Below are 19714 nucleotides of genomic sequence, written 5' to 3'. Positions count from 1 at the left end.
GATTCCCTGCGAAAATAGCGCATGTTTACCGGAATCATTACCGGCTTGGGGCGCATCGTCGCCATCCAAAGCCTGGGCAGCTCTTCAGACCACGGCAAGCGCCTCACCATCGAGGCGCCTGCGGGTTACCTTGACGACGTGGGCCTGGGCGACAGCATCGCCCTCAACGGCGCCTGCATGACGGCCACCTCGCTGGACCTCCCCCAAAACCGCTTCACCATCGACATTTCCGCCGAATCCCTGGCCAAAACCACCGGCCTGGCTGAAACCGGCCCCATCAACCTCGAAAAAGCCCTGCGCGCCCATGACCGCCTGGGCGGCCACATCGTCTCGGGCCACGTTGACGGCATAGGCCGCGTCACACACTTCGCCGAGGTCGGTGAAAGCTGGGAGCTGCGCATACTGGCCCCGCGCGAACTCGGCAAATACCTGGCCTACAAGGGTTCCATCACCGTCAACGGCGTGAGCCTGACGGTCAACCGGGTCGCGGACCTGGCGGGCGATGAGGGGGGTACTGAGCTCAGCATCAACCTGATCCCCCACACCGTGCAGAACACCGCCCTGGGCCAGCTGGCCGCCGGCTCCCGCGTCAACCTCGAAATCGACCTGATCGCGCGCTACGTCGAGCGCATGCTGGGCGACACCCACAACAATATTTCAAAAAAGCCCTGAACCATGAGCACTGCCATTTCCCCTGTTGAAGACATCGTCGCCGACATGCGCGCCGGCCGCATGGTCATCCTGATCGACGAGGAAGACCGCGAAAACGAAGGCGATCTGGTGCTCGCGGCCGACCACGTCACGCCCGAGGCCATCAACTTCATGGCCCGCTTCGGCCGCGGCCTGATCTGCCTGACCCTGACCCGGGATCGCTGCGAACTGCTGCAGCTGACGCCCATGGCGACCCGCAACGGCACCAAACACTCCACGGCCTTCACCGTTTCCATAGAGGCCGCCGAGGGCGTGACCACCGGCATCTCCGCGGCCGACCGCGCTCGCACCGTGCAGGCCGCCGTCGCCAAAAATGCCAAGGTCAGCGACCTGGTGCAGCCCGGCCACATCTTCCCGCTGCAGGCGGTGGACGGCGGCGTGCTGATGCGCGCCGGCCATACCGAAGCCGGCTGCGACCTGGCCGGCATGGCCGGCTGCTCGCCGGCCGCCGTGATCTGCGAGATCATGAAGGACGATGGCACCATGGCCCGCCTGCCCGACCTGCTGCTGTTCGCGGCCGAACACGGCCTCAAGATAGGCACCATCGCCGACCTGATCGAGCACCGCAGCCGCAACGACTCCCTGGTTGAAAAAATCGGCTGCCGCACGCTGCAGACCGCCTTCGGCGAATTCACCGCCCACGCTTTCCGCGACAAACCCAGCCAGGGCCTGCACCTGGCCCTGGTCAAGGGCGAATGGTCCGCCGACGACGTCGTGGCCGCGCGCGTGCACGAGCCGCTGTCGGTGCTGGACGTGCTGGAAACCGGCCGCCCCATGCACTCCTGGAGCCTGGACCAGAGCCTCAAACACATCGCCGATGAAGGCCGGGGCGTGGCCGTGCTGCTCAACTGCGGCGAAAGCGCCGCGCAGCTGCTGGCCCAGTTTGAAGGCACGGCACGCGCCAGCCAGGCGCCCGAACGCGGCCGCATGGACCTGCGCACCTACGGCGTGGGCGCGCAGATCCTGCGTGAATGCGGCGTGCACCGCATGAACCTCATGGGCAACCCGCGCCGCATGCCCAGCATGACGGGCTACGGCCTGGAGATCGTCGGCTACATCACCCGGGACTGACGTTTGCGTCACCTCGCCTGAAATTCATACATCAATCAAAAGGGAATCACCGTGTTTGGAGCAGAAAAAGGGACGGCCGACAAGCTGGACGGCAGAAAACTTTCCATCGGCATCGTGCAGGCGCGCTTCAATGAAAGCATTACCAACGCCCTGGCCGAGGCCTGCAAGCACGAGCTCGCAGCCCTGGGTGTGCACGAAGACAACATCAAGCACGTCCTGGTGCCCGGCGCGCTCGAGGTACCCTGCGCGCTGCAGGCGCTGGCCGAAAGCGACAAGTACGACGCGCTGATCGCGCTGGGCTGCATCATCCGCGGCGAAACCTACCACTTCGAGCTGGTGGCCAACGAAAGCGGCTCCGCCGTCACGCGCCTGGCGCTGGACTACCAGCTGCCCATCGCCAACGCCATCCTGACCACCGAAAACCTTGCCCAGGCCCAGGCCCGGCAGGTCGAAAAAGGCCGCGATGCCGCCCGCGTCGCCGTCGAAATGGCCAACCTGATCAATGAAATTGCCTGAGCGCCTGCTCCCACCTTTAACCCTGACTGGCATTTTTCATGGCTGATCCCATCATCAAACCCAAACGCCCGCCGCAGACCCGCACCGGCCTGACCGACACCGGCGTCAAAAAAGCAGCCGACAAATCGGCGCGCACACGCGCGCGTGAATTCGCCCTGCAGGCCCTTTACCAGCACCTGGTCGGTCGCAACGAGGCCGATTCCATCGACGCCTTCACCCGCGACCTGGTGGGCTTTCACAAAGCCGATTCGGCCCACTACGACGCCCTGCTGCACGGCTGCATCGCGGATGCCAAATCGCTGGACGCCGGCATCACCCCCCTGCTGGACCGGCCCATGGCCGAGATCTCGCCGATCGAGCACGCGGTGCTCTGGATAGGCGCCTACGAGTTCACCCACTGCCTGGACGTGCCCTGGCGCGTCGTCATCAACGAGTGCATCGAACTCGCCAAGGCCTTCGGCGGCACCGACGGCCACAAATACGTCAATGGCGTGCTCAACAAGATGGCGCCCAATTTGCGCGGCGCGGAAGTCGCCGCCGACAAAGCCAAACAATCCCCGCGTGAGTGAAAGGCCTGACGTGAAAATCGCCCGGCGGGCTCAACGCATCGAGCCGTTTTATGTCATGGAGGTCGCCAAGGCGGCCTCGGCGCTGGCGCAGGAGTTCGCCCACAGCGACCGGCCCATGATCTTCCTGAACATCGGTGAGCCGGACTTCACCGCGCCGCCCCTGGTGCAGGAGGCCGCGGCCCGCGCGATCTCGCAGGGCAACACGCAGTACACCCAGGCCACCGGCCTGCCCGCGCTGCGCGAGCGCATCAGTGCCTGGTACGCCTCGCGCTTCGGCGCCGACGTAGCGCCCGGCCGCATCATCGTCACGGCAGGTGCTTCGGCCGCCCTGCAGCTGGCCTGCCTGGCGCTCATCGAGGCCGGCGATGAAATCCTGATGCCCGACCCCAGCTATCCCTGCAACCGGCATTTCGTCAGCGCCGCCGAAGGCAATGCAGTGCTGGTGCCGACCACCGCGGCCGAGCGCTTCCAGCTGACCCGCGAAAAAGTCGAAGCCGCCTGGCAGCCGCAGACACGCGGCGTGCTGCTGGCCTCGCCCTCCAACCCGACCGGCACCTCGATCGCGCCCGAAGAGCTGCAGCGCATCCACGAGTTTGTGCACGGCCGCGGCGGCATCACGCTCATCGACGAGATTTACCTGGGCCTGAGCTACGAAGAGCATTTCGGCCACTCGGCCCTGGCCATGCCCGGCGAGTTGGGCCAGAGCGTGATCAGCATCAACAGCTTCAGCAAATACTTCAACATGACCGGCTGGCGCCTGGGCTGGCTGGTGGTGCCCGAGGCGCTGGCGCCCGTGATCGAGCGCATCGCGCAAAACCTGTTCATCTGCCCCAGCACGGTGGCCCAGCATGCGGCCCTGGCCTGCTTCGAGCCAGAAAGCCTGCAGGAATACGAGCGCCGCCGCGCCGAATTCAAGGCGCGCCGCGACTACTTCATCCCCGAACTGAACCGCCTGGGCCTCACGGTGCCGGTGATGCCCGACGGCGCGTTTTACGCCTATGCCGACTGCACGCAAGCCGCCGCGCGCCTGGGCGTCAGCGGCAGCTGGGACTTCGCCTTCGATCTCATGAAACGCGCCCACCTGGCCGTCACGCCGGGCCGCGATTTCGGCCACGCTGCGCCTGAGCAATTCGTGCGCTTTTCCACCGCCAACTCCATGGCGCAGCTGCACGAGGCCGTGGCCCGGCTCAAGGCGGTGCTGGCATGAACGCGGCCGCGCGGGTTTTCAGTTGGCCCCTAAGGGTGTACTGGGAAGACACCGACGCGGGCGGCATTGTTTTTTACGCGAACTATCTGAAATTTTTTGAACGTTCGCGCACCGAATGGCTCAGATCACTCGGTATTGAACAGCAGCGCCTGCGGGAAACCACCGGCGGCATCTTCGTGGTGGCCGAAACCAGCATCCGTTACCATCGTTCCGCCCGTCTGGACGATGAACTGATTGTTACGGCAAGCCTGGTCGAAGCCGGCCGCGCGTCCATGATAATCAGCCAGCAGGTGCTATTAAAAACAGAGCAGACACCGGCACAACCGGCGCCTTTACTTTGCGAGGGCAGCATACGCATTGGTTGGGTCGATGCCGCCAGCCTGCAGCCACGGCGCATTCCGGCATCCATTCTTGACAGCTTAAAACACGATACGGCCACAACATGAACCAAGACTTGTCCATCGTCAGCCTCATCCTCAATGCCAGCTGGGTCGTGCAGGCCGTGGTGGCGCTGCTGGTCGGTGTGTCCATCGCCAGCTGGGCCGCGATCTTCCGCAAGATCGTCGCGCTGAAAAAAGTGCAGAAACTCAACGACGAGTTCGACCGCGAGTTCTGGTCGGGCACCAGCCTGAACGACCTGTTTTCCGGTGCCGCGCAAAACGCCAAACACTCCGGCCCCATGGAGCGGATTTTCGCCAGCGGCATGCGTGAATACCAGAAGCTGCGCGAGCGCCACATCACCGACCCCGGCACCCTGCTGGACGGCGCGCGCCGCGCCATGCGCGCCAGCTACCAGCGCGAACTCGACGCCATCGAGGCCAACCTGTCCTTCCTGGCCACCGTCGGTTCGGTATCGCCTTACGTCGGCCTGTTCGGCACCGTCTGGGGCATCATGCACGCCTTCACCGGCCTGGCGGCCCTGGAGCAGGTCACGCTGGCCACGGTGGCGCCCGGCATCGCCGAGGCGCTGGTCGCCACCGCCATCGGCCTGTTCGCGGCCATCCCGGCCGTCGTCGCCTACAACCGCTTCTCGCACGACATAGACCGCGTCGCGAACCGGCTGGAAACCTTCATCGAGGAGTTCTCCAACATCCTGCAGCGCAACCTGGGCGCCCAATCACCCTCCGGCCACTAAGCCAGAAGGAGACCGCCATGCCAGCAGTCAATTCCCGCCGCGGCCGCAACCGGCGCACCATCAGCGAGATCAACATGGTGCCTTTCATCGACGTCATGCTGGTGCTGCTCATCATCTTCATGGTGACGGCGCCGCTGATCACGCCCAGCATGATCGCGCTGCCCAAGGTCGGCCGGGCGCCCAGCCAGCCGCAGAACCCGGTGCAGATCATGATCAGCAAAGACGAAACCGTGCAGATCAAGATCAAGACCGACAGCGTACCCAGCAATGTGCGCAATGTCGCGGCCGACATCGCGAAGCTGGAGCCGGGCGTGAAGGCCGAGGGTGCGCAGGCCGTGCCCGTGGTCATCAGCGCCGACAAATCCATCAAGTACGAAACCGTGGTCCAGGTCATGGACAACCTGCAAAAAGCCGGTGTGTCGCGCGTGGGCCTGTCGGTGCAGACCGGCAACAAGTAGCCTCCCGCAACCCGCCATGCCCAGCGCCGCAGACCGCCTCGACTTTCTCCCGCCCCGTGATGGCGGGTCGGGCCGCGCGTTTGCGCTGGCGCTGCTCGCGCACGCCCTGCTGATCGCTGCCCTGACCTGGGGCGTCAACTGGAAACGCAGCAACCCGGACGTCGCCTTCCAGGCCGAGCTGTGGACCAACATGCCGGCACAACAGGCCGCGCCCAAACCGGTCGAAGTGCCCACACCGCCGCCCCCTCCCCCGCCGCCACCCACGCCGGAAGTCAGGACACCCCCGCCGCCGCCCGCCCCCAAAGTGGACATCGCGCTGGAGCAGGAAAAAAAACGCAAGCTGGTGCAGGAACAGAAGGAAGCGGAAGCCGAGCGCCTGAAAGAAAAGCAGAAGGCTGAACTCCAGGCCAAAAAAGACAAGGACGCGGAAAAACAAAAAGCCGCCGAGAAAGCCGCCGAGAAGAAGGCCAAGGAAGACCTGGCCAAACGCAAGGCGGCGGAAGACGCGAAGAAACTGGAAGCCCAAAAGGACAGCAAGGACGCCGCGCAGCAAAAGGCCGCGCAGGCCGCTGCGGAAAAACTGCGCCAGGAAAACCTGCGCCGCATCACCGGCATGGCCGGCGCCACCGGCGATGCGGAATCCAAGGGCACGGCGCAGAAATCCAGCGGTGGTTCCACGACTTACGGCGCCATCGTCAGGGCGGCCATCAAGCCCAACGTGGTGTTCACCGAAGATTTCACCGGCAATCCGATGGCGAAGGTGGAGGTGCGCCTGACGCTGGATGGCACCGTCATCAGCCAGCGGCTGGTTCAATCGAGCGGCAACAAGGCCTGGGATGATGCGGCCATTAACGCCATCATCCGCACCCGCGTCATGCCGCGGGACGTCGACGGCCGGATACCCGACACCACCTTGATTCTGGAAATGCGGCCGCGCAACTAGCGCCGGCCGTCAAGTCTTGCCCATGCCCAAGTGAATGGGCGTCCGGCTTATTCGTAGACGATCTGCACCAGCCCCCTGTCCGCCTGCGCCATCCAGCTGGCCAGCGCCGCATCGGTCGGGAAGAATTTCGCCGCCTCGCCCAGGTGCAGTTCTGCCGTCGCGCCGCCCTCAGTGTTTTGCCGCCTGAGGCTCAGGCGCACCGGCAGGCCGCGGCTGATTTCGCCCTGGTCCGACATTTCGCGGCGCGGCGGGAAATCCCGCACCAGCCGTGAGATGTCGGGCGCGCTGCCGTTGACGGCGACACGCAGGTACTTGCCGAACTTGCAGCGCGCGGTTTCGAGGTCCCACACCTGGGTGACCTTGAAGCGGCGGCCGAAGCGCTCCGACGCGCCCTGCAGCGTGCCCTGCACGATCACCAGCTCGTCGTCCTTGAGCAGGTTGCGGTTGGTATTGAAGGTCGCCTCGTCCACCGAGGCCTCAAGCACGTCGGTCTTGTCGTCAAGCTTGAAGATGATCAGCTTGCCGCGGTTGCCATTGATGATGCGCAGGTCGCTCAAAATCGCCGCCAGCAACTGCGGCTCGCGCGAATCGATCAGGTCCTCGATCTTGCGCTTGGCGAACTGGCGGACCTCGGTCTCCACCTCGTCGAACAAATGGCCCGAGAGGTAAAAACCGATGGCGGTTTTTTCCTGCACCAGCCGGGCCTTCACGCCGAAAGGCATGGCCTCGACCAGGGGCGGCTCCTGCGTGCTGGCGGCGTGCGAGTCGGACATGTCGAACAGCCCGCCCTGGTTGGCGTTGGCTTCGGTCGCCGCGGCGAATTCAAAGGCCCGGTCCACCGACGCCAGCAACGAGGCGCGGTTGAGCTGCAGGTTGTCGAAGGCGCCGCCCTTGATCAGGGCCTCCACCGTGCGCTTGTTGAGCCGGCTGCGATCCACGCGCACGCAAAAATCGTAAATCGAGGTGAAGGGGCCGCCTTCCTTGCGCGCCGCGACGATCGCGGCAATCGCCTGCTGGCCGGTTCCCTTGATGGCGCCCAGGCCGTAGCGCACCGAAGTCGCGCTGATGGGCTCGAAGCGGTATTCGCCGCGGTTGATGTCGGGCGACTCGAACTGGATGCCCATCTTCTGCGCGTCGCCGAACAGGATCTTGAGCTTGTCGGTGTCGTCCATTTCCACCGTCATGTTGGCGGCGAAGAATTCGGCGGTGTAGTGCACCTTGAGCCAGGCCGTGTGGTAGGCCAGCAGCGCATAGGCGGCGGAGTGCGACTTGTTGAAACCGTAGCCCGCGAACTTTTCCATCAGGTCGAAGACCTCGTCGGCTTTCTCTTCGCTGAGGCCGCCCTCGCCCGCGCCCTTGCGGAAGATTTCGCGCTGGGCGTCCATCTCCTCTTTTTTCTTCTTGCCCATGGCGCGGCGCAGCAAGTCGGCGCCGCCCAGCGAATAGCCGCCCAGAATCTGCGCGGTCTGCATCACCTGCTCCTGGTAGACCATGATGCCGTAGGTCTCTTCGAGGATGGCCTTGACGCGCGGGTCCGGGTATTCGGGCACTTCCTTGCCCTGCTTGCGCGCGATGTAGGTCGGGATCAGTTCCATCGGTCCCGGGCGATACAAGGCGTTCATCGCGATCAGGTCTTCCAGGCGGTCCGGCTTGGCGTCTTTCAGCATGCGCTGCATGCCGATACTTTCAAACTGGAACACAGCTTCGGTCTGCCCCCGGCCGAAGAGCTCATAGACCTTGCGGTCGTTGAGCGGCAGGTCTTCGAACTTGAAGTCTTTTTGCGCCGGGTGGCGCGCAATGATGAACTCCCGGGCGATCTCCAGGATGGTCAGCGTGGCCAGGCCCAAGAAGTCGAACTTGACCAGGCCAATGGCCTCCACGTCGTCCTTGTCGAACTGGCTCACGGCGGAATCGCTGCCGGGCTGGGCATACAGCGGGCAGAAATCAGTCAGCTTGCTGGGCGCGATCAGCACGCCCCCGGCGTGCATGCCGACGTTGCGGGTCAGGCCTTCGAGCTTTTGCGCGAGTTCCAGCAGCGTGTGCACGTCCTCTTCCTTGCGCTCGCGTTCGGCCAGGACGGGCTCCTGCTCCTTCGCCTGTTCAATCGTGATGTGCTGGCCCGGCTTGTTGGGAATCAGCTTGGAGATGCCGTCGCAAAACCCGTAGGGAAAGTCCAGCACGCGGCCCACGTCGCGAATGGCGGCACGCGCCGCCATGGTGCCGAAGGTCACGATCTGGCTGACGGCCTCCTTGCCGTATTTGTCCTTCACGTAGTCGATCACGCGGTCGCGGTTGCTCTGGCAGAAGTCGATGTCGAAGTCGGGCATGGACACCCGCTCCGGATTCAGGAAACGCTCGAACAGCAAGTTGTACTGCAGTGGGTCCAGGTCGGTGATCTTCAGCGAATAGGCCACCAGCGAGCCCGCACCCGAGCCCCGGCCCGGCCCGACCGGGCAGCCGTTGTTCTTGGCCCAGTTGATGAAGTCGCCGACGATCAGGAAGTAGCCGGGAAAGCCCATCTTGAGGATGGTGTTGATCTCGAACTCCAGCCGCTTGACGTATTCGGGCCGCTTCTGGTCGCGCAGCGCCGCGTCGCGGTACAGGTGGGCCAGGCGCTCTTCCAGGCCTTCAAAGGAAGCATGGCGGAAGTAGGCGTCGATGGGCATGCGCACGCCGTCGACTTCAGGCGTCGGGTAATCGGGCAGCATGGGCTTGCCCAGTTCCAGCGTGAGGTTGCAGCGCTTGGCGATCTCCAGCGTGTTGGCCAGGGCCGTGGGCACGTCGGCGAACAGCGCCTGCATCTGCTCGGCCGACTTGAAGTATTGCTCACGCGTGAACTTGCGCACGCGCCGCGTGTTGCCCAGGATCTCGCCCTCCGAGATACAGACGCGCGCCTCATGCGCCTCGTAGTCTTCGTAGGTCAGGAACTGCACCGGATGCGTGGCCACCACCGGCAGCTTGAGCCGCGCCGCGAGCTGCACGGCCGCCGCCACGTGGCGCTCGTCGTCAGGACGCTGGGCGCGCTGCAGTTCCAGGTAAAAACGGTGGGGGAACAGGCCCGCGAAATACAGCGCGCATTCCACGGCGCGGGCGCTGTCGCCCTGCAGCAGGGCCTGGCCCACGGAGCCGCCCTGCGCGCCCGACAGCGCGATCAGGCCTTCATTGAGTTCCTGCAGCCATTCGAGCTTGACCACCGCCTGGTCGCGCACCACGTTTTTGGTCCAGGCCCGCGTGAGGATCTCCGACAGGTTGAGGTAACCCTGGCGGCTTTGCACCAGCAGCAACAGGCGCGCGGCCGGCGTGGCGGCGTCTTTGCCCGGCACCTGTACCCAGATGTCGGCGCCAATCAGGGGTTTGACCCCCGCGCTGCGCCCTTCCTTGTAGAACTTGACGGTGCCGAACAGGTTGCTCAGGTCGGTGATGGCCAGCGCCGGTTGCCGGTCGGCGGCCGCTGCGGCCACGATTTCATCGATACGGTTGGTGCCGTCGACGACGGAAAATTCGGTGTGGAGGCGCAAATGGACAAACATGAAGGCCATTTTAGGGCCGAGGCTGTCCGCTGAGGGGCTCCAGCCCGGTGCAAGGGCTTGCATGCCTGCCTACAATCAAACGCACCATGCAAATCCTGAACATTGCAGCCTACAAATTCGTCGCGCTGGCCCAGCCTGCGGCGCTGCAGGCCAGCCTGGCCGAACGGCTGCAGGGCCATGCCATCAAGGGCACGGTGCTGCTGGCCGAGGAAGGCATCAACCTCTTCCTGGCTGGTCCGGCGGGCGATATTCATGATTTTTTGGCATGGTTGAAACAGGATGTGCGTTTTGCCGACCTGCAGGCCAAGGAAAGCTGGTCGGGTGCCCAGCCCTTTCGCAAGCTGCTGGTCAAGGTCAAGCCGGAAATCATCCGCATGAACCACCCGGCCGTGCAGCCCGCCGCGGGCCGCGCACCGGCGGTGGACGCCGCCACGCTCAAGCGCTGGCTCGACGCGGGCCATGACGACGACGGCCGCCTTGTCGTGACGCTGGACACCCGCAATGACTTCGAGGCCGACGTCGGCACCTTCCGCAACGCCATCGACTGGCGCATCCGCAAGTTCACCGAGTTTCCCGAAGCCCTGCTGGCGCACAAAGAGGACCTGGCCGGGAAGACCGTGGTGAGCTTTTGCACCGGCGGCATACGCTGCGAGAAAGCCGCCATCCTGATGCGCGAAGCCGGGGTCGAAAACGTCTGGCAGCTCGACGGCGGCATCCTCAAATACTTCGAGGACAGCGGCCGCGCGCATTTTGAGGGTGAATGTTTTGTCTTTGACGAGCGCCGTGCCGTGGACCCGGAGCTCAAACCCCAGGTCAACCCGCCCGCCAAGCCCTTGCACCCGTCCCCTGCCGCTCGCAGGCCCGAAAATTTCGGGCTTTTGTCTGACAGCTGAGCCCAAAGCCCCGTGCGAAGCTTTTGAATCGTCCGCATCCCACGTTCGCCCGCCGTCCCCTTTTTAACGGTAGCCACCATGCCCACAGACACTTCCCCCGCGCGCCACCAGGCCGCCCAGGCACTGCCTTCCTCGCTTGGCAGGCGCTTCAGCGCCGTGCGCCAGCAAACCGAGGTGCTGGTCCAGCCCCTGAGCCCGGAAGACTGCCAGTTGCAGTCCATGCCCGACGCCAGCCCCGCCAAATGGCATTTGGCCCACCTGACCTGGTTCTTCGAGACCTTTATCCTCGAACGCTTTGAGCCCGGCTTCACGCCCTTTGATCCGGGCTTCCGTGTGCTGTTCAACAGCTATTACAACGGTGTGGGTGACAAATACCCCAGGCCCAAGCGCGGCCTGATCAGCCGGCCTTCGCTGGACGAGGTGCTGGCCTACCGCGCGCAGGTCAACCAGCGCATGCTGGCGGTGATTGCCGCCGTGGAAGCCGGTGCCGACGGCGCACAGCGGCGCGAACTTACCGAACTGGTGACCCTGGGCCTGCACCACGAACAGCAGCACCAGGAACTGCTGCTGACCGACATCAAGCATGCGCTGTCTTTCAACCCCGCGCGCCCGGCCTATGCGAGCCGCTGGCCGCTGGCCGGCATACACCCGCAGCCGGTGGACTGGCTGCGCCATGAGGCCGGACTGGTGGAGCATGGTTATGACATGGCACGCGACGGCGAATTCGCTTTCGACAATGAAACGCCGCGCCACAAGGTGTATGTCGCGGCCTTCGAGCTGGCCAGCCGGCCGGTGACCAACGGCGAAATCATGGCCTTCATCGCCGACAAGGGCTACCAGCGCCCCGAGCTGTGGCTGTCCATGGGCTGGGACTGGGTCACCGAAAACAAAGTCAGCCTGCCCTTCTACTGGCAAGGCGATGAAGGCAGCTACCAGCACTTCACGCTGCAAGGCTTGATAGACGTCGACCCGAACACACCGGCCTGCCATCTCAGCTATTTTGAAGCCGACGCCTTTGCGCGCTGGGCCGGCGCGCGCCTGCCGACCGAGTTTGAATGGGAACTCGCCGCGCGCGGCCTCCCCGCCGGCCCTGCCCCGCAAGGCAACTTTGTGGAGACCTCGGCCTTCCACCCGCTGCCGCTGCAGGAAGGCAGCCGCGGCCTGCCCGCGCAGATGTTTGGCGACGTGTGGGAGTGGACGCAGTCCAACTACAACCCCTATCCCGGCTACAAGCCCTGGGAAGGCCTGGTGGGCGAGTACAACGGCAAGTTCATGTGCAACCAGTTTGTGCTGCGCGGCGGCTCCTGCGCCACGCCGCAAAGCCATATACGCGCGAGCTACCGCAACTTCTTCCCGCCCGATGCGCGCTGGCAGTTCAGCGGCCTGCGCCTGGCGCGCGACCTGGCGCTCGGCTAGAGCCTGCCGGCACTGAACGCGAGCGCGATCTCCAGCGATGGCAAGATTTGTCCTGGTACCGGGTGGCTGGCACGGAGGCTGGGCATTCGACGCCGTCAGCCAGGCGCTGGTAAATGAAGGCCACGAAGTTCAGGCGCTCACGCTCTCGGGCCTGGGTGACGAGCCCGCGATTGGCGCCAATCTCGAATATCACATCAACGAAGTGGTGCAAGCGCTTCGCGGGCACGATACGCCTGCCGTTCTTGTCGGTCATTCGTATGGCGGAATGGTCATCACCGGCGCGGCGGACAGGGCACCGTCGCACGTCAAGGCCATTGTTTACGTCGACGCCTATGTGCCGGACAACGGTGCATCGGTCTGGTCGCTCACCACCCCGACCTATCGGGAGCGCTTCATCGCCGGCGCGGCCGCCGATGGTCTGGCTTGCGCACCGGCGGCCCATCTCGACAGGCGCTGCCGCCCCCATCCCATGGCCACCTTCCTGCAGGCGATCAGCTTGACCGGCGATTGGCGCAAGGTCCGCGGCAAAGCCTTTGTCGCGGCGTTTGGCTGGGAGGGAAGCCCATTCCTTGAGTTGTACGAACGCCTGCGGCTGGACCCTGAATGGGCCACACATCGCCTGGACTGCGCACACGATGTCCCGCGGCTGGCACCCGACGCTCTTGCGGGGATTCTTCTGAAGTACGTGTAGGGACCGGAACAGGCCCCTAGTCGCGCAGCACGCCCAGCACGTCGGAGTTGAACTCGCGGTTGTAGAGGATCAGCACCACCACCGCCGTGGCCAGCACAAACGCGAAGGTCGAAAAAAACCAGGCCATGATGCCGAAGCTGAAGTAGTAGGCCCTGAGCCCGTCGTTAAAGGTTTCCGCCGCCAGCCCCACCATGCGGCTGCTGCGCGTGGCGAAGGCCTCGCGGTCGAACTTGCCGACCTCGAACTCCTGCGGCGACGGCATGGAGCCGATCAGCAGGGCCACAAAGGTGTACTGGCGCATGGACCAGCTGAAGCGGAAGAAGGCGTAAACAAACACCGCCACCATCAGCAGCACCTTGAGGTCGAAGATCAATACCGAGGTGCGCACCGCGAACGGAATCTCGCGCACCAGTTCGGCGGCTTTGTCGGTGGTGCCCAGCAGCGCGAACAGGCCGCCGATGATGATGATGGTGGTCGAGGAGAAAAAAGCCGGCGTGCTCGACAGGTTTTGCGTGATGATGCCGTCGATCACGCGCGGATCACGCGCGGTGGCCTGCAGCAGCCAGTAATGCCGGTAGCGGTTGGTGGTGCCCAGCAGCGATGAGCGTTTCACGCCGTAATGCCGGGCGAACCAGGCATAACCCATCCAGCCCAGGAAAAACCAGGCCATCGCCAGCCAGTCGGTCCACGGAAGCAGGGTAAAGATTTGCATCGGTCGATCTTAAGTGAGCCGCCAGGACTCGCGCCTCAGCCCGCCGTGAATTTGCGCTCGGGCAGCGGAATGAATTCGGTCTCGCCGGGCACCTGCCCCATGGCCTGCGCTTCCCAGTCCTCGCCGGCCTGCACGATGCGCTCCTTGCGGCTGGAGACAAAGTTCCACCACATGAATCGGTGCGCATCGAGCGCGTCGCCACCTATCACCACCAGGCGCGTCGCCGCAGCCGCGCTGAGCTGCACGGCCGCGCCGGGCGTGAGTGTCGCCAGGGTGTGCATGGCCAGCGGCTCGCCGTCGACCAGCAGGTCGCCGTCCACCGAATACAGCGCCATCTGCTCAGCCAGCGGTGGCAGCGTGAAAGGCGTGCCGGCGGCCAGGGCCACGTCGAGGTACAGCGTTTTGGAAAAAGTTTTGACGGGCGAGGTTTCCCCGAAAGCCTCGCCGACCAGGATGCGCACCCGGGCACCATCCACCGTGGTGGAAGGAATCGTTTCCGCCGGCGTGTGGGAAAACACGGGCGCTGTTTCCTCAAACTCCTTGGGCAAAGCTGCCCACAGCTGCAGGCCGTGGTTCACATAGGCGGTGCCGCGCAGGTCTTCGGGCGCGCGCTCGGAATGCACGATGCCGCGGCCGGCGGTCATCCAGTTGATGGCGCCGGGCTCTATGCGCTGGGCCGAGCCCAGGCTGTCGCGGTGCATCATGGCGCCCTCGAACAGGTAAGTCACAGTCGCCAGGCCGATGTGCGGGTGCGGCCGCACGTCATGGTTGGTGCCGGGCTGCTCGGTCACCGGGCCGAAATGGTCGAAAAAGATAAAGGGGCCGACCGACTGCTGCTGCGCGGCGGGCAACAGGCGGCGCACCATAAAGCCGCCGCCCAGGTCTTTGTGGTGGCCGGTCAGTTTTAAGGCGGTGCTCATGGCAGGCGCTCCAGGTCGGTGGTGATTTCGGTCGTGACGGTGGTCATGAGTTTGTGCACGGGGCACTTCTGCGCCACGGCGTGCAGCTCCTGCAGCTGGGCGTCGGTCAAATCACCCTTGACTTGCAGCCTGGCCACGAGTTTGTACACACCGCTGCGCTCCTGTGAATCATCGCGCTCAATGTGCGTGTGGATGTCCTCGACCGGGATGCCTTTTTTACGGGCGTACCACATCACGGTCAGGGCTTTGCAGGCGCCCAGCGCCGCATCGTAGAGGTCGTGCGGGCTGGGGCCGGTGTCGGCGCCGCCTTCGGCCTCGCCGACGTCGGTGGTGAGGCTATGGTTGCGGATCTGCAGTTGCTGGGCCATCACCGCGCTGAGGTCTCGCTGGAGTTCAATCGTCATGGGGTTCCTGTGGGCAAGGGAAAATCGGATTACGCGGAAAGCCTGGACGCAACGGCGGCGACACGCGCGCCGAAGCTGCGGGCGGTCTCCAGGTCGCCGGCGGACATCTCGCCGGCGCCGGCATCGGACGGCGACTGCGCGACGGCGCCGCTGTAAGAGCCCAGGTAGTTGGCATCGTTGCGCTGCGCGGCCTTGCTGTTGCTGGGCAGCATGCCCTGGCTGACCCAGATGCCGCCATGCTGCATGGCCAGCGTGAACAGGTAATTCAGCGTGGAGAGTTTGTCGCCGTTCATCGCGGCGCTGTTGGTGAAGCCGGCGAACAGCTTGTCCTTCCAGGCCTGGGTGTACCAGGGCTTGGACGAGGCATCGGCAAACTTCTTGAACTGCCAGCTGACGTTGCCCATGTAGGTCGGCGAGCCCATGATGATGGCGTCGGCGGCATTGAGGGTCTCCCAGCCGCCTTCGGGCAGGTTGCCGTCGGCGTCTATGGCCAGCAGTTCGGCGCCCGCGCCTTCGGCCACCGACTGCGCCATGCGCTGGGTGTGGCCGTAGCCGGAGTGGTAAATCACGACAACTTTGGGCATTCGGAGTCTTTCACGGGAAATGGATGGAGAAACGCGGCAAACAAAAGGAAAAGGGCTGCAGCCCAAGCGTGAAACCCTTGCCGCAGCCCTCGTTTTTTCGGATCAGCCTTTGCGCTGGCCGTCCACGCTCCAGGCGCCGCCGCCGAAAGCCGCGATGCTGAACAGGCCGCCGACGATGGCCATGTTCTTGAAGAAAGCCATCTGTTGCGTGGGGTCGACCCAGAAGGCATGGAAGACGCAGGTGATGACGATTGTGAAAACGCCGATGGCCAGCGCGGCCCAGCGCGTCTGGAAGCCCACGGCCAGCACCAGGCCCAGGCCGAGTTCCACCACGATGGCGATGGCGGCGGCGACTTCGGGCAGCGGCACGCCTTTGGAGGCGATGTAACCGGCCGTTCCGGTAAATCCGGCGATCTTGCTGAAGCCGGCGGGCACAAACAGCAGGGCCAGCAGCAGGCGGCCAACCAGGGAGAGAGGGTTTTGCAGGGAATTGAGCATGGTGAGTCCTTGTTGATGAGGTAAACGGGGGAAATGATGGAGGAAAAAAACACTCTGGGCAAGCGCCATGTGCCTGCGCGCATTCAGCGCTTGCCCCGGGCGATGGGTTACAGGGTGTTTCGGGCCCTGCAGGTTCAGGGTGCCAGGTCGAACACCAGCACTTCGGCGTCCCGGCCATGGGCCAGTTGCAGCGTGACTTCCGATTGCAGCGCAGCGGCGTCGCCCGCCTTCAGCAGTTGGCCGTTGACTTCAAGCTGCCCGCGGACCAGGTGCACATAGGTCTTGCGTGCCGCGCTCAAAGCCAGCGTGGCGCTTTCCGTGCCGTCAAACAGGCCGGCATACAGCCGGGCATCGGCATGGATCAGCACCGACCCCTTGGCGCCGTCGGGTGAAGCCACCAGGCGCAGGGCGCCGCGCTTTTCGGCATCGGCAAAGGTCTTTTGCTCGTAGCTCGGGGGAATGCCGGTCACGTTGGGCTCAATCCAGATCTGCAGGAAGTGCGTGGTCTGGCCGTCCGCATGGTTGAACTCGCTGTGCTGCACGCCGGTGCCGGCGCTCATGCGCTGCACGTCGCCCGGCGGGATGCCCTTGATATTGCCGATGCTGTCCTTGTGGGCAAGCTCACCGCTCAGCACATAGCTGATGATTTCCATGTTCTGGTGGCCGTGGGTGCCGAAGCCGCGGCCGGCCGCGATGCGGTCCTCATTGATGACGCGCAGGTTGCCGAAGCCCATGTGCGCCGGGTCGTAATAGCCGGCGAACGAAAAGGAGTGGAAGGATTTGAGCCAGCCGTGGTCGGCGTAACCGCGTTCGCTGGAAGTTCTTAAAGTCATCATGGGGTGCTCCTTTCGAGGTGCGTTGAAAATGCGTTGTGATTCGTTTGCGATGACTCCAATGTAGGCGCGGGGGCCCTGCTTTCCATTGCCGCGCTTTGATGGCATCATTCAAATTATTTGAATCATTTTTATGGCAACGATCAACAACCGGGTGCGCGACGCCCTGACGCCGGAAACCCTGGGACTGATAGGCGCCATTCACGGCGCCGGCAGCATGGCGGCGGCGGCGCGTGAGCTGGGCCTGGTCCCCAGTGCCCTGACCTACCGCATCCGCCAGGTGGAAGACGCACTGGACGTGCTGCTGTTCGACCGCTCTTCACGCCAGGCAAAACTGACCGAAGCCGGCAAGGAGTTGCTGCGCGAGGGCAACCGCCTGCTGGCGGAACTCGACGCCGTGGCCAACCGCGTCAAGCGCGTGGCCACGGGCTGGGAACCGCAGCTCACGCTGGCGGTGGACAGCGTGATCTCGCGCACCACGGTGATGGAGCTGTGCGAGGCTTTTTTCGCGCTGAACCCGCCGACCCGCCTGCGCCTGCGCGAGGAAGCGCTGTCGGGCACGCTGGAGGCGCTGACCTCAGGCCAGGCCGACCTGGCCATAGGCGTGGCCATCGAGCCGGCGGTGAACACCGCCGTGCAGCACAAGACGCTGGGCAGCATCCATTTCATTTATGCCGTCGCGCCGCACCATCCGCTGGCACAGGCGCCGGAACCCGTGACCGACGCCATGCTGATGCCGCACCGCGCCGTGGCGGTCGCCGATTCGGTGCAGCGCGGCAGCGGCATCACGGTGGGGCTGCTGGGCGGCCAGGACATCTTCACCGTGCCCGGCATGCAGGAAAAACTGCAGGCGCAGCTGCGCGGGCTGGGCGGCGGCTTCCTGCCGGAATACCTGGCGCGTCCCCACGTCATCACCGGCCGGCTGGTGGAAAAACGCATGCAGCGCGCCCCGCGCCAGGTGCCCATGAGTTACGCCTGGCTGCGCGCACCCGACGGCAAGGAAGGGCGTGCGCTGCAGTGGTGGCTCAAGCAGCTGGATAGCGCGGCCACGCGAAAAGCGCTGCTGGAAAGAGACCAGTCCCTGTGAAAACCCGTAGTGGCCGCTCAAACTCCGCGCGAGGACCGCGCCTGCGTGTAGAGTGTGCTTAGAACCTGTTCATGATTTAAACGGGGCCGCGTTGGGGTGCAATCGGGATGAGTGGGCCGACCGGGCACGCCGCATGGGCTAATGCCCATGCAAGGGCCTGGGTGGCTCAATCGCCCGATTTCACCCCAACCCGGAGGGCAAGCGCCTTCTCGGGCGGTCTGCGGCGTTGCGGCGCTAGCCCATAGGTGAACTATGGGCGTCGCACCGCGCCTTGCATCCCATCCCGAGAAGGTGCTTGCGCGGCTCCGTTTAAATCATGAACAGGTTCTTAGTTTTCGTTTATGGTTGAGCTGTAATGACCAAGGCTAGGGGGCCGTGAATGCATGCCAAAGCAGCAAGGCGCCTCATTCGTCAATCCAAAGAAACATAAAGACTTCAGACATGAAAAAAAATTCCAGCCTCCCCCTTCCTGAATCCGCGGCCCGGCGCCGCATTGCCGTCATCGGTGCCGGCATCGCCGGCATTGCCTGCGCGCGCACGCTGGTGCAGGCCGGGCACGAGGTCATGGTGTTCGAGAAAAGCCGCGAAACCGGCGGCCGCATGGCCACCCGCGACAGCGAATTCGGCGGCTTCGACCACGGCACGCAGTACTTCACCGCGCGTGACCCGCGTTTTGAGAAAGCCCTGGCCACGGCGTCCGGGCTGGTGCGGCCCTGGAGTGCCAACACCGTTCGCATCCTCGACGAACTGGGCCGTGTCGTGGCCTCAGCATTGCCGCCCAAAGAGGCGCACTGGGTCGCCACGCCGGGCATGAACGCACTGGTGCGCCAATGGGCGCAGCCCCTGGCGGCCGCCGGCCGCCTGCAACTGGAAACCGAAGTGATACGGCTGGAACGCGACAAACTGCACCCCGAGCAATGGCAGCTGCAGACCGAAGGCCCGGGCGCCGGCAGCCTGGTGCACTCGGGTTTTGACGCCGTGGTGCTGGCCCTGCCCTCGCCGCAGGCGCATGCCCTGCTGCTGAGCTCGCAACAGGGCAAGCCGCTGATGTCCGAATTGTCCAAGGTCAGCGTGGCGCCTTGCTGGACCCTGATGCTGGCCTTCCCCCAAGCCATGCAGCCCACGATGACGCACCTGGGCCCACACTGGAACGCGGCGCGCAGCACGCATCACCGCATCGCCTGGCTGGCGCGCGAATCGTCCAAGCCCGGGCGCAGCCCCATCGAGCGCTGGACCGTGCAGGCCAGCCCCGACTGGTCGCAGCGCCACCTCGAAGACGACGCCGAACGTGTCAAGGCCAAGCTGCTCAAAGCCTTCACCGAAGTCACCGGCATACGCGCGGCGCCGCCCCATGCGGTGGTGCACCGCTGGCGCCATGCCCAGACCCTGCAGCCCCTGGGCAAAACCCATGCATGGGATGCCAAATCGGGCATAGGCGCCTGCGGCGACTGGTGCCTGGGCCACCGCGTGGAAGACGGCTTCGTCTCGGGCCTTGAAATGGCCCTCGAGCTGGCCTGAACACCGGGAGCAAAACCG

General features: G+C 64.7%; 21 protein-coding genes. 14 read left to right on the top strand and 7 right to left on the bottom strand.

Going from position 1 to position 19714, the window contains the following annotated elements:
• Positions 1–21 precede the first annotated feature (21 nt).
• Genes ACSQ27_RS02755 through tolA form a run of 9 tightly spaced genes read left to right on the top strand, consistent with a single transcriptional unit; the run spans position 22 to position 6610 of the window.
• Positions 22–672, top strand: coding sequence for a riboflavin synthase (locus tag ACSQ27_RS02755; protein WP_436153956.1), 651 nt, complete (start codon positions 22–24; stop codon positions 670–672).
• A gap of 3 nt (positions 673–675) precedes the next feature.
• Positions 676–1782, top strand: coding sequence for a bifunctional 3,4-dihydroxy-2-butanone-4-phosphate synthase/GTP cyclohydrolase II (gene ribBA / locus ACSQ27_RS02750; protein ID WP_436153955.1), 1107 nt, complete (start codon positions 676–678; stop codon positions 1780–1782).
• Positions 1783–1833: 51 nt separating this feature from the next.
• On the top strand, positions 1834–2298 hold the full coding sequence (ribH, locus tag ACSQ27_RS02745; RefSeq protein WP_436153954.1) for a 6,7-dimethyl-8-ribityllumazine synthase: 465 nt from the start codon (positions 1834–1836) through the stop codon (positions 2296–2298).
• 38 nt (positions 2299–2336) lie between these two features.
• Complete coding sequence (nusB, locus tag ACSQ27_RS02740) at positions 2337–2867, top strand: transcription antitermination factor NusB (RefSeq protein WP_436153953.1); 531 nt, start codon at positions 2337–2339, stop codon at positions 2865–2867.
• A gap of 10 nt (positions 2868–2877) precedes the next feature.
• The gene (locus tag ACSQ27_RS02735; protein ID WP_436155387.1) at positions 2878–4074 is read left to right on the top strand and encodes a pyridoxal phosphate-dependent aminotransferase; all 1197 of its coding nucleotides are present in this window, start codon (positions 2878–2880) and stop codon (positions 4072–4074) included.
• The gene (gene ybgC / locus ACSQ27_RS02730) at positions 4071–4520 is read left to right on the top strand and encodes a tol-pal system-associated acyl-CoA thioesterase (protein WP_436153952.1); all 450 of its coding nucleotides are present in this window, start codon (positions 4071–4073) and stop codon (positions 4518–4520) included. The genes ACSQ27_RS02735 and ybgC overlap by 4 nt, the downstream gene beginning before the upstream one ends.
• The gene (gene tolQ, locus ACSQ27_RS02725) at positions 4517–5209 is read left to right on the top strand and encodes a protein TolQ (RefSeq protein WP_436153951.1); all 693 of its coding nucleotides are present in this window, start codon (positions 4517–4519) and stop codon (positions 5207–5209) included. Before ybgC ends, tolQ begins: the two co-directional genes overlap by 4 nt.
• 17 nt (positions 5210–5226) lie before the next feature.
• The gene (locus ACSQ27_RS02720) at positions 5227–5667 is read left to right on the top strand and encodes a biopolymer transporter ExbD (RefSeq protein WP_436153950.1); all 441 of its coding nucleotides are present in this window, start codon (positions 5227–5229) and stop codon (positions 5665–5667) included.
• A 16-nt stretch (positions 5668–5683) separates the two neighbouring features.
• A complete protein-coding gene (gene tolA, locus ACSQ27_RS02715; RefSeq protein WP_436153949.1) occupies positions 5684–6610 on the top strand; it encodes a cell envelope integrity protein TolA in 927 nt (308 codons plus the stop codon).
• Positions 6611–6657: 47 nt separating this feature from the next.
• Here tolA and dnaE read toward each other — a convergent pair whose 3' ends face one another.
• On the bottom strand, positions 6658–10140 hold the full coding sequence (gene dnaE / locus ACSQ27_RS02710; protein WP_436153948.1) for a DNA polymerase III subunit alpha: 3483 nt from the start codon (positions 10138–10140) through the stop codon (positions 6658–6660).
• Positions 10141–10226: 86 nt separating this feature from the next.
• Here dnaE and ACSQ27_RS02705 point away from each other — a divergent pair, with 86 nt between their 5' ends.
• The 3 genes from ACSQ27_RS02705 (at position 10227) to ACSQ27_RS02695 (ending at position 13140) form a co-directional block, all read left to right on the top strand.
• On the top strand, positions 10227–11033 hold the full coding sequence (locus ACSQ27_RS02705; RefSeq protein ID WP_436153947.1) for a sulfurtransferase: 807 nt from the start codon (positions 10227–10229) through the stop codon (positions 11031–11033).
• A gap of 78 nt (positions 11034–11111) precedes the next feature.
• Positions 11112–12449, top strand: coding sequence for an ergothioneine biosynthesis protein EgtB (gene egtB / locus ACSQ27_RS02700; RefSeq protein WP_436153946.1), 1338 nt, complete (start codon positions 11112–11114; stop codon positions 12447–12449).
• Positions 12450–12486: 37 nt separating this feature from the next.
• Entirely contained in the window at positions 12487–13140 is a 654-nt protein-coding gene (locus tag ACSQ27_RS02695) for an alpha/beta fold hydrolase (protein WP_436153945.1), read from the top strand.
• A 16-nt stretch (positions 13141–13156) separates the two neighbouring features.
• Here the strand turns inward: ACSQ27_RS02695 and ACSQ27_RS02690 are convergent, their stop codons facing one another.
• From ACSQ27_RS02690 to ACSQ27_RS02665, 6 genes are all read right to left on the bottom strand, one after another.
• Positions 13157–13852, bottom strand: coding sequence for a DUF599 domain-containing protein (locus ACSQ27_RS02690; protein ID WP_436153944.1), 696 nt, complete (start codon positions 13850–13852; stop codon positions 13157–13159).
• A gap of 35 nt (positions 13853–13887) precedes the next feature.
• Positions 13888–14772, bottom strand: coding sequence for a pirin family protein (locus tag ACSQ27_RS02685; protein WP_436153943.1), 885 nt, complete (start codon positions 14770–14772; stop codon positions 13888–13890).
• Positions 14769–15176 (bottom strand): OsmC family protein, encoded by a 408-nt coding sequence (locus ACSQ27_RS02680; RefSeq protein ID WP_436153942.1) that lies wholly within the window; start codon positions 15174–15176, stop codon positions 14769–14771. The genes ACSQ27_RS02685 and ACSQ27_RS02680 overlap by 4 nt, the downstream gene beginning before the upstream one ends.
• Before the next feature lie 29 nt (positions 15177–15205).
• Positions 15206–15760 carry a flavodoxin family protein gene (locus ACSQ27_RS02675; protein WP_436153941.1) on the bottom strand — a complete coding sequence of 185 codons (555 nt, stop codon included), beginning with the start codon at positions 15758–15760 and terminating at the stop codon, positions 15206–15208.
• A gap of 102 nt (positions 15761–15862) precedes the next feature.
• Positions 15863–16258, bottom strand: a complete 396-nt coding sequence (locus ACSQ27_RS02670; RefSeq protein WP_436153940.1) for a DoxX family protein — start codon at positions 16256–16258, stop codon at positions 15863–15865.
• 134 nt (positions 16259–16392) lie between these two features.
• Positions 16393–17094 carry a pirin family protein gene (locus ACSQ27_RS02665; RefSeq protein WP_436153939.1) on the bottom strand — a complete coding sequence of 234 codons (702 nt, stop codon included), beginning with the start codon at positions 17092–17094 and terminating at the stop codon, positions 16393–16395.
• A gap of 130 nt (positions 17095–17224) precedes the next feature.
• Here ACSQ27_RS02665 and ACSQ27_RS02660 point away from each other — a divergent pair, with 130 nt between their 5' ends.
• Both ACSQ27_RS02660 and ACSQ27_RS02655 read left to right on the top strand, forming a co-directional pair.
• Positions 17225–18178 (top strand): LysR family transcriptional regulator, encoded by a 954-nt coding sequence (locus tag ACSQ27_RS02660; RefSeq protein WP_436153938.1) that lies wholly within the window; start codon positions 17225–17227, stop codon positions 18176–18178.
• A gap of 441 nt (positions 18179–18619) precedes the next feature.
• Positions 18620–19696, top strand: a complete 1077-nt coding sequence (locus ACSQ27_RS02655) for an NAD(P)/FAD-dependent oxidoreductase (RefSeq protein ID WP_436153937.1) — start codon at positions 18620–18622, stop codon at positions 19694–19696.
• Positions 19697–19714: the final 18 nt, after the last annotated feature.

Source organism: Polaromonas sp. LjRoot131 (assembly GCF_964252805.1).
In the GTDB taxonomy this organism is placed as follows: Bacteria; Pseudomonadota; Gammaproteobacteria; order Burkholderiales; family Burkholderiaceae_C; genus Polaromonas.
The sequence above is the reverse complement of the archived record's forward strand: the minus strand, read 5'-3'. Positions and strand labels throughout refer to the sequence as shown.